The following is a 12,432-nucleotide window of genomic DNA, read 5'->3' as shown; positions in this document are numbered from 1 at the left end:
GCCGTTGCGGGCGCCGCCGTCGCAGACATGCGGGATCTGGAGGAGACGTACCTGCAACACGTACACCCGTGGCCGCTGTTGCCCTGGCGCGGCACCCGGTGCCGGGGATCTGGGCGAGAGGTGTCGTCGGGCTGTGGCCGGTCCTGTTGCCCCAAGGATGCGGGCGGCTGTACCCGCTATGCCCGCATCCTTGGGGCAAGACCGTGTGGACCGAACAGCCACTGGCCGGTACGCCCATCGGCCCGTCGTAGGCCATGAGCCGGCCGCAGCGCACCCGACACCGTGAACCGATCCCGCCTGAGCGGGCGTCCGACGAGACTTACCCGGTGGCCGGCTGCTGGACGTGCACCATGTCGCCGTGAAACCCGTGGCAGCACGGCACGAGCCGGTTCCATGGCCGCCGACCAGGCCGTGATCAGGTTCTCGGGGCAGGATCGGGACACGGGTGGCGGTGCGGGTCATTCGGCTGCGGCGAGCAGCCGTGCCTCGTTCTCCTTGTACAGCCGCCGGGTCTCGCGGCTGTCGGCGGCACGGCGCCGGTGGTCCAGAAGGCTGCCCAGCCAGCCTGCCAGGTAGCCGAACGGGACGGAGACCAGACCGGTGGAGCGCATGGGGAACAGGTCGAAGTCGGCGTCCGGGAAGACGGCGGACGGCGTGCCCGAAACGGCCCGGGAAAAGACCATCAGCAGCAGCGCACAGGCCGCGCCGCCGTAGAGGGCGGCGAGCAGACCGGTGCGCGTGAATCCCCGCCAGAACAGGGAGTAGGTGAGCGCGGGTGCCACCGCCGATGCCCCTATGCAGATTGCCAGAGTGGTCAGCACGCCGATGTCCCACTCCTGGACCAGGACGGAGAGCCCGATGGCGAGGGTGCCCACGGCCACACTCGTCCACACCGCCACCGTCATCTCCGTACGCGGCTCGGCCCGTCCCCGCCGCGCCGCATGGGCGAACAGGTCGTGGGCGAGCGACGAGGCTGCGGCCAGGGTCATCCCCGCGACCGACGACAGGAGGGTGAGGAACACCATGCCCGCCATGGCCGAGTAGAGAATCGTCGCACCCGGGGAGGCGGCATCCCCTCCGAGCGCCCGCGACAGCATGAGCACCGACGTCCTGCCTTGCGGGTCGGCCGCGGTGATGTCCTGCGATCCCACCAGCGCCGCGGCGCCCGTGCCCATGATGATCACGAGCAGACAGAACGAGGTGACCGTACCGACCGCCCACGACATGGAACGACGCACGGCCGGCACGTCCTGCGCGGAGTACAGACGCATGGTGATGTGGGGCAGGCAGGCCACGCCGAGGACCACGGTGATCTGGAGACTGACGAAGTCGAGACGGTTAGCGGCCGAGGTGCCCAACTGAAGGCCCTGCTGGAGGAAGGCAGGGCCCGCGCCGCTGCCGTGCTGGGCGGCCCTGAGCACGTTGCCCGGGCTCCAGTCGAAGCGGTTCAGTACCAGGGCGGCGACGACGGCGCTGGTGCCGAGCAGGAGTACGATCTTGATCATCTGAATGAGCGCGGTGCCTCTCATACCGCCGATCGCCGCGTAAATGATCATTAGGCTGCCGACGATGACGATGCAGGCCGTCTTGGCGCCTGCCATGTGCGGGATGCCCAGGATGAAGGTGAGCAGCGACCCGGCCCCGGAGAGCTGGACGACCAGGAAGGGAAGGGTCGCCGAAAGCGTCACCACGCAGGAGGCGACACGGACGGCCCGCCCGGGCATGTTGCGGGCCAGGACGTCGCCCATGGTGAACTTGCCGGCGTTGCGCAGGGGTTCGGCCAGCAGGAACATCAGCAGCACCATCGACATAGCGGTGCTGACCGCCAGCACGTAGCCGTCGTATCCCGCGAGTGCGATGATGCCGGTGGTGCTCAGCACCGTGGCAGCGGAAATGTAGTCGCCCGCGATCGCCAGGCCGTTCTTGAGCGGCGTGAGCGAGAGGTAGCCGGTATAGAAGTTCGTCAGGTCGTCGCGGTCCGGTCCCGCCATCACGCACATCAACAACGTGAACGTGACCAGTGCGGTGAACAGGGCCAGGACGGTGACCTGTGTCCCGGAGCTGAAGTCGTTCATTTCGCCACCCCGGCGCCCCCAGCCGCCCGGGCGGCCCGCTTCCTGACTGCCTGCGCCAACGGGTCCACGGAGCGTCGTGCGCTGCGGCCATACCAGAGGACCGCCGCGAAGGTGACGACGAGTTGGAGGACCCCCAGGGCCATGCCCAGGCTCAGCTCTCCGGCAATCTTGGACCCCATCAGGTCCGGCACGTAGCAGGACAGCACCACGTACGCCACGAAGGAGCCGAGCGCGGTGAGCGTGGAGACCCGACGGAGCAGGCGGTAGGCCGAGCGGAGGGCGGCGAGGTCGGCACTGCGCCGAGGGGGCGCGTGGGCGTACGGCTCGTGCCGAGGGGCTTGCCCGTACGAGTCGTACGGAGCGGCGCCGTATCCGTACGACTGGGGCTCGGTGTGCGGCAGCGGCCATGCCGTTGGTGCTGGTGGCGGGTACCGGTTGTCATCCGCGTATGTCATCGCCTGGCCTTCCATCACGGCTCGCATCCGTGGAGGTGAACGGGGAGGGGTTCCGGCGGCGCACGATACCGACTGGTCGGAACGCCCGTAAGTCCGTTGGGCGTTACGGTTCGGGGTCGATGCGGCTCCCCGGCCAAATTGGCTTATGGGGGTACGGTCAAATCGGTGGCCTTGCGGGACGGCTGGTGAACTCCGAACGCCCCCCGAGCAGTTGCCAACGACCTGCCTCTCCACAGTCCCGGCCATCTATTCGATGCCGGCCGAACTGCCGAACTGCCGAACTGCCGAACTGCCGGACTGCCTACGGCCCGACACGGTCGGACGGCCGCTCCCCGGCCGGCAGGTCGCCGTGATGGATCCGCAGGGCCGGATCCTGCCGGCGGGGGCGACCGGTGAGGTGGTGGTGCGCGGCCCTCACGTGATGCGCGGCTACCTGAGCCGCCCGGAGGAGACCGCCAACGCGCCCTCGACCCACCGAAAGTGACGACGACGGGCACGGGCCGCGGCCACGGCGATCCACCACGACACCCAGCCGGCGGCCCCGCGGCCCCCTCACTACTCCAGTACGAGCAGCTGTGCCTCCTCCGGTGACCACCCGACCGTCACCTCGGTGTCGAGGTCGCCGGTCGCGCCCGAGCCCGTGCCGAGTTCGCGCATGACCACGTCCTGGCCGCCCACGTGCAGTCGGTGACGGATCGTGGCGCCGAGGCCGGTGGACGACAGCAGCCGGCCGGAGCCGCGGTTCTCGGTGCGGTCGACGTCGACGAACCGCAGATGCTCGGGCCGGACCGAGACCGCGTACGCATCGCCCTTGGCCCCACGGTCCCGTACCCGGCCGACTCCCCAGGCGCCGAGGTCGACGACGGCCTCGCCGTCCCTGCGTTCCAGCACCGTGCAGGGCAGCAGGTTGGTGTCGCCGAGGAAGTTGGCCACCCAGTCGGTACGCGGATGGGCGTACACGTCCTCGGGGGCACCTTCCTGCACGATTCTGCCGTCGCGCATGACCACGATCCGGTCGGACATGGACATGGCCTCGTCCTGGTCATGGGTGACGAACAGGACGGAGATACCGAGTGACTGCTGCAGTGTCTTCACCTCGTCCTGCATCTGCTCCCGCAGACGCTTGTCCAGAGCGGCCATCGGTTCGTCCAGCAGCAGGGCGGCCGGGTTGAACACCAGGGCGCGGGCGAGCGCGACCCGCTGCTGCTGGCCGCCGGACATCTGCCGGGGACGACGGTCGCCGAGCCCGGCCAGTCCGACGCGGGCGAGTGCCCCTTCCGCGCGCCTGCGCCGCTCGCCGCGCTGGACCCCCCGCATACGCAACGGGAACTCGACGTTCTCGGCGGCGCTCATGTGCGGGAACAGGGCGTAACTCTGGAAGACGACGCCGAGGTTGCGGTCCTTCGGGGGAAGCCGGTCCACGGGTTCGCCGTCGATCAGCACGGTGCCGGAGGTGAGTTCCTCGAAGCCGGCGACCATCATCATCGTCGTGGTCTTGCCGGAGCCGCTCGGCCCGAGCAGCGTCACGAACTCGCCGGGCTCGACGGACAGATCGAGATCGTCGACGGCGGTGATGTCGCCGTACGTCTTGCGGACGCCCCGCAACTCGATGGCGCCACGGTGCTCTTCACGGGGAGTCGAGGCGGATGCCTGCCGTGTGGTCGTGGTCGTCATGGTTCACCCTGTCTGTTCGGGGGTGGTCAAGGGGAGCAGCCGTGCGACGGAGCGGCGGCGGATGGTGAAGCAGACCTGGACGAGCAGACCGAGCGTGGCGACGGTGACGAACATCGCCGATGACACGGCGATCTTCGGGGTCAGGTTGTACTGGATGTCGGTGAACATCTTCACCGGCAGCGTCGTCGCGTCCGGGGACTGCAGGAACAGCGCGATGACCGTCTCGTCGATGGACACGGCGAAGGCGAACAGGGCCCCCGCGACGAGCCCCGGCCGGATGACCGGGAGGTAGACGAACCGCATGACGGAGAAGGCTCCCGCGCCCAGGCTGCTCGCCGAGCGGACGAGCGCCGGATTCAGCCCGGCGAGGCTGGCCCGCGCGGTGAGGAAGGCGTACGGCACCGCGATCACGGCATGGGCGAGGCCGATCGGCAGGACCGTCCCCACCATGCCCAGGGAGATGAAGAACTGGTAGAACGCCAGTGCCATCACCACCGGGGGCACGATCATCGGTGCGAGCAGCAGGCCCGTCACCGCCGCCTTCCCGGGAAACGCCCGCCCGTGCAGCGCCACGGCTGCCGTCCCCCCGACCACTACCGCGATCACCACCGCGACAACGGCCGCCTGGAGACTCGCGGACAGGGCAGCCATCCACGCCTGGTCGCCGAAGAACCCGGTGACCGCCTCCGTGGACAACTGCTTGGGCGGGAAGGTGATGTAGCGGCTGCCGGTGAACGCCACCGGCAGCACAATCAGCGTCGGCACCACGAGGAAGACGAAGACCGGCACCGAGGCGATCAGCGAGGACACATGCCGAGGTCTAGTGAGCCTCATATTCGCCTCCTGCGCGAAGGATCCGCTGGTACACGGCGACGAGCACGCTGACGACGACGGTCAGCAGCAGCGCGAGCGCCGACGCACCGGCGAAGTCGGTCAACTGATGTGCGTAGAAATCGATCTGGTTGGCGATCATCATGTCGCCGGGGCCGCCGAGCACGACGGGTGTGATGAAGAACCCCGTACTGATGATGAACACCAGGAGACCCGCGGCGGAGACCCCCGGCACCGTCAGGGGCAGGATGATCCGCCGGAAGACCGACGTCTCGCCCGCCCCCAGTGACCGGGCGGCCAGTTCGAGCCGGTTGTCGATCGCGGACAGGGCCGCGAAAATCGGGAAGACGGCGTACGGCAGCAGATAGTGCACCATGCCGACCACGACGGCGAAGCGGTTGTGGAGCAGGCCCAGCGGGGCGTCGGTGAGGCCGAGCCCCTGCAGTGCGGTGTTCACCAGACCGCTGTCCTGCAGGAGCACCGCCCACGCGAAGTTCTTCACCAGGACGCCCGTCCAGAAGGGCAGCAGCACCAGAGCGAAGAGGACGACCCGCGCCAGCGGGCCGCGCCGCCAGATCACCATGGCCAGCAGGTAGCCGAGCACGACCGCGGCGAGTGTGGACAGCCCGCTGATCTCGAAGGTGTTGAGGAGCGACCGGGACACCAGCGGGTCCTTCAGCACGCGCTGGTAGGCGTGGTCGTGGGTGCTCGCCGCCACCAGTTTGCCTAGAGGCGTCAGGAAGAGTACGGCGTTGAAGGCGAGTGCGGGCGCCAGCAGCAGCAACCAGGCGCCGCGCGGGCGCCTGCGCCGACGCGGCGCGGCGGTGCCTGCGGATGCGGAGGCCGCGGCAGGCGTCTCGGTGGACGTCATCAGCTGCCCGCCTGCCACAGCTTGAAGCGTTGCTCTGTCGCCTTGAGGTTCTTGGCCCACCAGGCGTCGTCGCGGACCAGGACGGAGTCCGCCAGCTTGGGGCTGGTGGGCAGGGAGTCGGCGACCGAGGCAGGCAGCTTGGCGAGGGACGGGGTGTTGGCCAGGGTGAGGTTCGTGGTCAGCATGAAGTCGGCGCCGGCTGCGGCGTCGTTGCTCATGAAGTCAAGGAGCCGGAAGGCCGCCTCCTTGTTCCTGGCGCCCTTTGGGACCACGAAGTAGTCGCCCGCGACGACACTGTTCCTGGCGGAGAAGTTCAGCTTTGCCCCGTCCTTGCGGGCGGCGCTGATCCGGTTGTTGAAGCTGGTCGAGAGCGCGAGTTCACCCGAGGTCAGCTGCTGGATCGGCTCCTGGTTGGCGGTGTGGTAGATCAGCTTGTCGCGCCCGGGGTGCTGTGCCAGGTATTTCAGGGCGGCATCGACGTCGAGCGGGTAGATCTTGTCCAATGGCACGCCCGCGGCGAGCCGTGCGGCCTCCAGGATCGAGCTGTCGGACAACTGCGCATAGACGGAACGCTTGCTCTTGTAGCGCCCCTGGTCCAGGAACTGCTCCCAGTCCTTGGGCGCCTGCGCGTCGGGAATGTGCCTCTGGTCCCAGGCCATCACGAACAGGAAACTCAGGTACTTGATGCCGTAGTTGGCCTTCGCGTACGACGGCAGCCCCTTGTCGCTGATGACGCCGTAGTCCAGCTTCTCCAACAGCCCCTCGTCGACGGCCTGGAGGTACTCCGGTGCGGTCAGCTCCACCAGGTCCCACTGGACGTCGCCGGACTGCACCTGGGCCTTGAGGCCGGCGAGGCTGGTGTTGGCCAGCAGTGACGCGCGCACACCGGACTTCTTCTCGAACGGCTTGAGCAGGGTCTTGGTCAGCTGGTCGTTGTACGAGCCGCCGTAGGAGGTGACGGTCACCGTGGTGTTCGGCTTGGCCGAAGGGGTGGACTTGGTGCTGCACGCGGTGAGCAGACTCCCCGCGAGGGGTGCCGCCAGCGCGGAGGCTCCGGCCGCCCGCAGGATCGACCGGCGGCTCGTGCTTCTGGGTGACTGCGCGTTCATGGTGGGCATGCCTTTCCAGCAATGAAGGGGCGCGGCAGGAATCAGCCCCGGGGGGGAAAGTGGGAATTCTGCGAACTGCGATGTGCCATGAGGGAACAGGCCGGAGTGTGGCCTGCGGATTACCACCGTCGTCAATGGCAAATGACATTCCGGAACTCGTTGACATCCGCCGCCATGATCAGGCGACCCGCGGAAAGGGCAACGAGCCGGTACACGCGGTCTGCGCCAGCCCGGCGACCGCTGGGCGACAGTATGGCCATGTCCGCTGCGCGTCAACGCCCGCAGACAGTGTGCAAACCATCCATTGAGGTGGCGGGATCATGGATGAATTCACCACTTCTTGGCTGGTCGGGTGACGGATAGCGTCGTCCTCAGCCCTTTCCGCATCGTCCGGGTCGCCCCCTCGCCCCGGCACGACCGGAACGTAGTCGCACCGCGTCCCCCCACCCCTTGGGACGCCGCGTCAGCGCCATCGTCCAGCCGGCCCGAGCACAGATCTGCCGACAGTGCTTTCCCTCAGATCGCCCATTCCCCCTGCCACGATTCCCGAGCCACGAGGAGCACAGAACGTCGTGAGCGAAATCCAGGTGCTGCGCAATTACATCGACGGAGCATTCGTCGACGCGAAAGACCGCCGTACGCTGCCGGTACTCGACCCCACCACCGGTGAGGTCTATGCGAGTTCACCGCTCTCGGGGCCGGCGGACGTGGACGCGGCGATGACAGCCGCGGCTGCGGCCTTTGCCGTGTGGCGCGACTCCGCCCCCGGCACCCGGCAGCGGCTGCTCCTGAAAATCGCGGACGCCGTCGAGGCACGTGCCGAGGAGCTGGTCGAGGCGGAGTGCCGCGACACCGGCAAGCCCCGCGCCGTGACCAGGACCGAAGAGATCGTTCCCATGGTCGACCAGTTGCGTTTCTTCGCGGGCGCGGCGCGCCTGCTGGAGGGCAAGGCGGCGGGGGAGTACGCGGAGGGCCTCACCTCCATCATCCGGCGCGAGCCGATCGGTGTGTGCGCACAGGTCGCGCCCTGGAACTACCCCATGATGACCGCGGTATGGAAGTTCGCACCGGCGATCGCCGCGGGGAACACCGTGGTCCTCAAGCCGTCGGACACCACCCCCGCGTCCACGGTGCTGCTCGCCCGGATCGTGGGCGATGTACTGAAGGAGCTGCATCTTCCGGCCGGTGTGCTCAACGTGGTGTGCGGCGACCGGAACACCGGGCAGCTGATGGTCGAGCACACGGTTCCAGCCCTGGCCGCGATAACCGGCTCGGTCCGTGCCGGCATCCAGGTCGCCCAGAGCGCCGCCAAGGACGTCAAACGGGTCCATCTGGAGCTCGGTGGTAAGGCACCCGTGGTCGTCTTCGACGACGCGGACATCGTGCAGGCCGTCGAGGCCGTCACGACCGCGGGCTTCTTCAACGCCGGGCAGGACTGCACGGCCGCCACCCGCGTCCTCGTGCACGAGGCCGTCCACGACGAGTTCGTCACCGAGCTGGCCAAGGCCGCCGCCGACGTCAAGACCGGTGGCATCGACGAGGAGGGCGTGCTCTTCGGCCCGCTCAACAACGCCAACCAGCTCGCCCTGGTGAGCGGTTTCGTCGACCGGATCCCCTCGCACGCCACTGTCGAGGCAGGCGGTCACCGCCTCGGTGACAGGGGCTACTTCTACGCTCCCACTGTCGTCTCCGGCCTTGAGCAGGACGACGAGATCGTCCAGAACGAGGTCTTCGGCCCGGTCATCACCGTCCAGCCCTTCGCCGACGAGGATCAGGCCGTGGAGTGGGCCAACGGTGTCGACTACGCTCTCGCGTCCTCGGTATGGACAAAGGACCACGCCCGCGCGATGCGCATGTCGAAGCGCCTCGACTTCGGCTGCGTATGGATCAACACCCACATGGTCCTCGTCGCAGAGATGCCCCACGGCGGCTACAAGAAGTCCGGTTACGGCAAGGACCTTTCGGCCTACGGCTTCGAGGACTACACGCGCATCAAGCACGTCATGACATCGCTGTGATCGGACAGGGCTGCGCCGCGAGAGCGCCCGATGGTGTCCGGATCAGGCGCCCTCGCGGGGGTGCCTAGAAGAAGCCGAGCTTCTTCGCCGAGTACGACACCAGCAGGTTCTTCGTCTGCTGGTGGTACAGCGCTCTCATTTCTGCTGACCTGCTGAAATGAGAGCTGTGACTGCCGTCGGCAGAGCGTTGGTCCGTGCATGGTCCGGACCTTGACGTGAGCTTCCTGAGTGCTGGGGCAGTGTTGTCGGCGCTGCCCTGGAAGGCGCCTTGATCGTCGGTGCCTGGCTGGTAGCAGTGCGTCATGCGGCGAGCTGAACGTAACGCCTGATGCTGCATCAGGCGTCAAAATGGTCGGGAGCGCTTGGAGTCGGAGGCTGGGCGGCCGCTGTGCCCTACTAGTTAGCGCTGCCGGACCGTCAGGGCCGGGCCGGGAGGTTGGCCTCCCATCCGTCGAGGAGTCGTTCGAGTCCCATTTGAAAACCGCGCTCGGCGCTGTCGGCCGCGTGGGGAAGTTCGGCATCGCGAATGACCCGGGCGAGGAGTGGATGGCGCCCGGCCTTGACGACTCTGTCGAGGTAGGGCGCGTGGGCGTCCATCCATCCCTGGATGCCGACTCCGGAGCGTCGGACGGCTTCCTGCTGGGCGAGCTCGCCGATGGCGTAGCCGCGGACGAAGGCGTGCAGCGTGTTGACGACGGTGATCATGACGTCGATGTCGAAGCCGAGGGGTTCGAGGGCGGCGAGTGCGTGTTCGGTGGCATCGAGGGAGTTCGGTCCAAGTGATGGGCGCCCCGCCGCGAGGGAGGTGGTCCAGGGATGCCGGTGGATGGTGGCCCGGGAGCGATGGGCCAGCGTCCGCAGGTCGCCGCGCCAGTCGCCGGTAGGGGCAGGCGGGCCGCCGTCTTCGGCCGCTACGGCGTCGAGCATGAGGTCGAGCAGGTCGTCTTTGGATGCCAGGTAGCGGTAAAGCGAGGCTGTGCCCGTTCCCAGTTCCTTGGCGACGCGCCGCATGGACAGTGCCTCGATGCCTTCAGCGTCGGCGATCGCGATGGCGGCGCCGGTGATCTCCGCCCGGGTGCGCGAGGGCGCGGGGCCTTTCGCGGCCCGCTCGGGCCGGTTCCAGATCACCGTGTGAGCGTCGTCCATCGGGTCTCCCTCCCACTACTGCGCCCATTGTTCGCAGTAGTGCTATCGTGGCGCCGGTACTGCGAACACTGTATCGCAGTAGAGCGGTGTCCAGCCGAAAGGGAAACCACCATGACCACTCCCGTCACGATCATCGGCGCCGGGCTCGGCGGCCTGACCCTCGCCCGGGTCCTGCACCTGCACGGCATCCCGGCGACCGTCTACGAAGCCGAGATATCGGCGGACGTCCGCACGCAGGGCGGTCAGCTCGACATACACGAGTACAACGGGCAGCTCGCCCTCGAAGCGGCCGGCCTCACCGACGAGTTCCGCGCGATCATCCACGAAGGCGGCGAGGCCGTGCGCGTGCTCGACCAGCACGGCGCGGTCCTGCTGGACCAGCCCGACGACGGCACGGGCGGTCGCCCCGAGGTGCTCCGCGGAGACCTGCGTCGAATCCTGATCAACTCGCTGCCCGACGAGACGATCCAGTGGGGACACAAGGTGAGCAGTGTCCGCCCCCTCGGAGAGGGGAGGCACGAGTTGACGTTCGCCGACAGGCCGACCGTGACGACCGGCCTCCTCGTCGGCGCGGACGGCGCCTGGTCGAGAGTCCGGCCGCTGCTCTCCGACGCGGAGCCCGAGTACGTCGGCACGTCGTTCATCGAGACCTACCTGTACGACGCCGACCAACGCCACCCCGCAGCGGCCAAGGTCGTCGGCGACGGTTCCCTGTTCGCCGTCACGGCCGGCAAGGGGATCCTTGGCCATCGAGAGGCTGGCGCCGGCCTGCACACCTATGTCGCACTCAACAAGCCGCAGGAATGGATCGCCGCCATCCTCGCCAGTCCCGAAACGGCGGCGGCCCAGGTCGCGGCAGAATTCACCGGATGGGCGCCGGAACTTACCGCGCTCATCACTGACGGGGAAACCGCCCTCGCCCCGCGCCCGATCAGCGCCCTGCCGATCGGCCACCGCTGGGACCGCGTTCCCGGAGTGACGCTGCTGGGCGACGCCGCCCACCTCATGTCACCGTTCGCCGGGGAGGGCGCCAACCTCGCCATGCTCGACGGCGCCGAACTCGGCAAAGCCATCGCCGCACATTCCGACGACATCGAAGCCGCCCTTGCGGAGTACGAGCAGGCTCTCTTTGCCCGCAGTGCCCGGTTCGCCACCGAATCCGACAAGAATCACCAGCTCATCTTCGGCGACAACACCCCCACCGGCCTGCTCCACCTGCTCACCGGCCAGGAGCCGACCGAGTGAGCGAGATGCCATGAAAGAGCGGCGCTGCCGTCGATGCTCGACACCTGCACCAACCAAAGATCGCACCACCTCTGCTCAGGTGCGGAGATCCCTGCCGCACCGACATCGGTCAGTCCCGCATTCGCTGCCCGTCACCCCCTCGGGCCGACGCCCGCAGGCGGGTGGGTCGGTTGCCGGCTCCTGCGGTGAGGTCGAGGTAGCCCCGGCCACTGCTGAGGTTCAGGAAGGTGGCCGGGCGTGAATGCGCGGCACGCTACGTGCAGCAGATGGCATGTCAGCCCTTAGAGGGCATCTGATCTGGATAGCCGGGTAGTTCGGGATGATTTCGTGATTGGTGGCGTTGGTGGTCGTTGCTCGGTGTGTGAGTGCTCGTCGTCCGTACCGCAGTGACGTGTCCGATGCCCGCTGGGCCTTGATCGAGCCGGTCTTCACCGCCTGGCGGGAGAAACGGACCGGACCCGGCACGGCAGCACGGGTGCACGGCCTGCGGGATGCGGGCTGCCCGGCGGGGCCCACAAGCGGACCCAGCCCGGTCGACCGCGCGCGGCCGGGCAGTAAGCACCACGTCCTCACCGACGCCCAGGGCATCCCGCTCGCGGTGTCGCTGACCGGCGGAAACCGCAACGACGTCACACAGTTGCTGCCTCTGCTGGACAAGGTCCCGGCCGTGTCGGGTGTCGTTGGCCGACCCAGACGCCGGCCCGACGCACTCCTGGCGGACCGCGGATACGACCACGACAAGTACCGCAAACTGCTCTGGCAACGCGGCATCCTCCCGGTCATCGCCGAACGAGGCGTCGAACACGCCTCTGGCCTGGGCATCTTCCGCTGGGTGGTCGAGCGCACGATCGCCTGGCTGCACGGCTTCCGGCGGCTGAGGATCCGCTGGGAGCGACGGGACGACATCCACGAGGCATTCCTCGGCCCGCGCACCCCGCAGGACGTGACGGCGGCAGCCCCGGCGTGACACCGGGCTCCGGGACCTGGCTGCGGCCATGGCGCGGCGCG

General features: G+C 68.3%; 10 protein-coding genes and 2 pseudogenes. 5 read left to right on the top strand and 7 right to left on the bottom strand.

What is annotated here, in order from left to right; all coding sequences use genetic code 11:
- Nucleotides 1–458 precede the first annotated feature (458 nt).
- On the bottom strand, nt 459–2,075 hold the full coding sequence (locus ACGFWI_RS11915; protein WP_393905814.1) for a cation acetate symporter: 1,617 nt from the start codon (nt 2,073–2,075) through the stop codon (nt 459–461).
- Entirely contained in the window at nt 2,072–2,530 is a 459-nt protein-coding gene (locus tag ACGFWI_RS11910) for a DUF485 domain-containing protein (protein ID WP_393905813.1), read from the bottom strand. Before ACGFWI_RS11910 ends, ACGFWI_RS11915 begins: the two co-directional genes overlap by 4 nt.
- Nucleotides 2,531–2,783: 253 nt before the next feature.
- Here ACGFWI_RS11910 and ACGFWI_RS11905 point away from each other — a divergent pair, with 253 nt between their 5' ends.
- Nucleotides 2,784–3,014, top strand: coding sequence for an AMP-binding protein (locus ACGFWI_RS11905; protein WP_393905812.1), 231 nt, complete (start codon nt 2,784–2,786; stop codon nt 3,012–3,014).
- Nucleotides 3,015–3,085: 71 nt separating this feature from the next.
- Here ACGFWI_RS11905 and ACGFWI_RS11900 read toward each other — a convergent pair whose 3' ends face one another.
- From ACGFWI_RS11900 to ACGFWI_RS11885, 4 genes are read right to left on the bottom strand one after another with little or no spacing between them, the layout of a single operon-like run.
- Nucleotides 3,086–4,204 carry an ABC transporter ATP-binding protein gene (locus ACGFWI_RS11900; RefSeq protein ID WP_393905811.1) on the bottom strand — a complete coding sequence of 373 codons (1,119 nt, stop codon included), beginning with the start codon at nt 4,202–4,204 and terminating at the stop codon, nt 3,086–3,088.
- A gap of 3 nt (nt 4,205–4,207) precedes the next feature.
- Nucleotides 4,208–5,038, bottom strand: a complete 831-nt coding sequence (locus ACGFWI_RS11895) for an ABC transporter permease (protein ID WP_393905810.1) — start codon at nt 5,036–5,038, stop codon at nt 4,208–4,210.
- Nucleotides 5,025–5,924 (bottom strand): ABC transporter permease, encoded by a 900-nt coding sequence (locus ACGFWI_RS11890; protein WP_393905809.1) that lies wholly within the window; start codon nt 5,922–5,924, stop codon nt 5,025–5,027. The genes ACGFWI_RS11895 and ACGFWI_RS11890 overlap by 14 nt, the downstream gene beginning before the upstream one ends.
- A complete protein-coding gene (locus tag ACGFWI_RS11885) occupies nt 5,906–7,015 on the bottom strand; it encodes an extracellular solute-binding protein (protein WP_393905808.1) in 1,110 nt (369 codons plus the stop codon). The genes ACGFWI_RS11890 and ACGFWI_RS11885 overlap by 19 nt, the downstream gene beginning before the upstream one ends.
- A 572-nt stretch (nt 7,016–7,587) precedes the next feature.
- Here ACGFWI_RS11885 and ACGFWI_RS11880 point away from each other — a divergent pair.
- On the top strand, nt 7,588–9,033 hold the full coding sequence (locus ACGFWI_RS11880) for a gamma-aminobutyraldehyde dehydrogenase (protein ID WP_393905807.1): 1,446 nt from the start codon (nt 7,588–7,590) through the stop codon (nt 9,031–9,033).
- Nucleotides 9,034–9,450: 417 nt separating this feature from the next.
- Here ACGFWI_RS11880 and ACGFWI_RS11875 read toward each other — a convergent pair whose 3' ends face one another.
- On the bottom strand, nt 9,451–10,179 hold the full coding sequence (locus tag ACGFWI_RS11875; protein ID WP_393905806.1) for a TetR/AcrR family transcriptional regulator: 729 nt from the start codon (nt 10,177–10,179) through the stop codon (nt 9,451–9,453).
- A 111-nt stretch (nt 10,180–10,290) separates the two neighbouring features.
- Between ACGFWI_RS11875 and ACGFWI_RS11870 the strand changes: the two genes are divergently transcribed.
- The 3 genes and pseudogenes from ACGFWI_RS11870 to ACGFWI_RS11860 form a co-directional block, all read left to right on the top strand.
- Nucleotides 10,291–11,424 carry an FAD-dependent oxidoreductase gene (locus tag ACGFWI_RS11870; protein ID WP_393905805.1) on the top strand — a complete coding sequence of 378 codons (1,134 nt, stop codon included), beginning with the start codon at nt 10,291–10,293 and terminating at the stop codon, nt 11,422–11,424.
- A gap of 361 nt (nt 11,425–11,785) precedes the next feature.
- A pseudogene (locus tag ACGFWI_RS11865) lies at nt 11,786–11,917 on the top strand (IS5/IS1182 family transposase); the annotation flags it as partial.
- A gap of 12 nt (nt 11,918–11,929) precedes the next feature.
- Nucleotides 11,930–12,391, top strand: a pseudogene (locus tag ACGFWI_RS11860) (IS5 family transposase); the annotation flags it as partial.
- Between the last annotated feature and the right edge of the window lie 41 nt (nt 12,392–12,432).

The organism is Streptomyces sp. NPDC048434 (assembly GCF_043200375.1).
GTDB lineage: Bacteria > Actinomycetota > Actinomycetes > Streptomycetales > Streptomycetaceae > Streptomyces.
The sequence above is the reverse complement of the archived record's forward strand: the minus strand, read 5'-3'. Positions and strand labels throughout refer to the sequence as shown.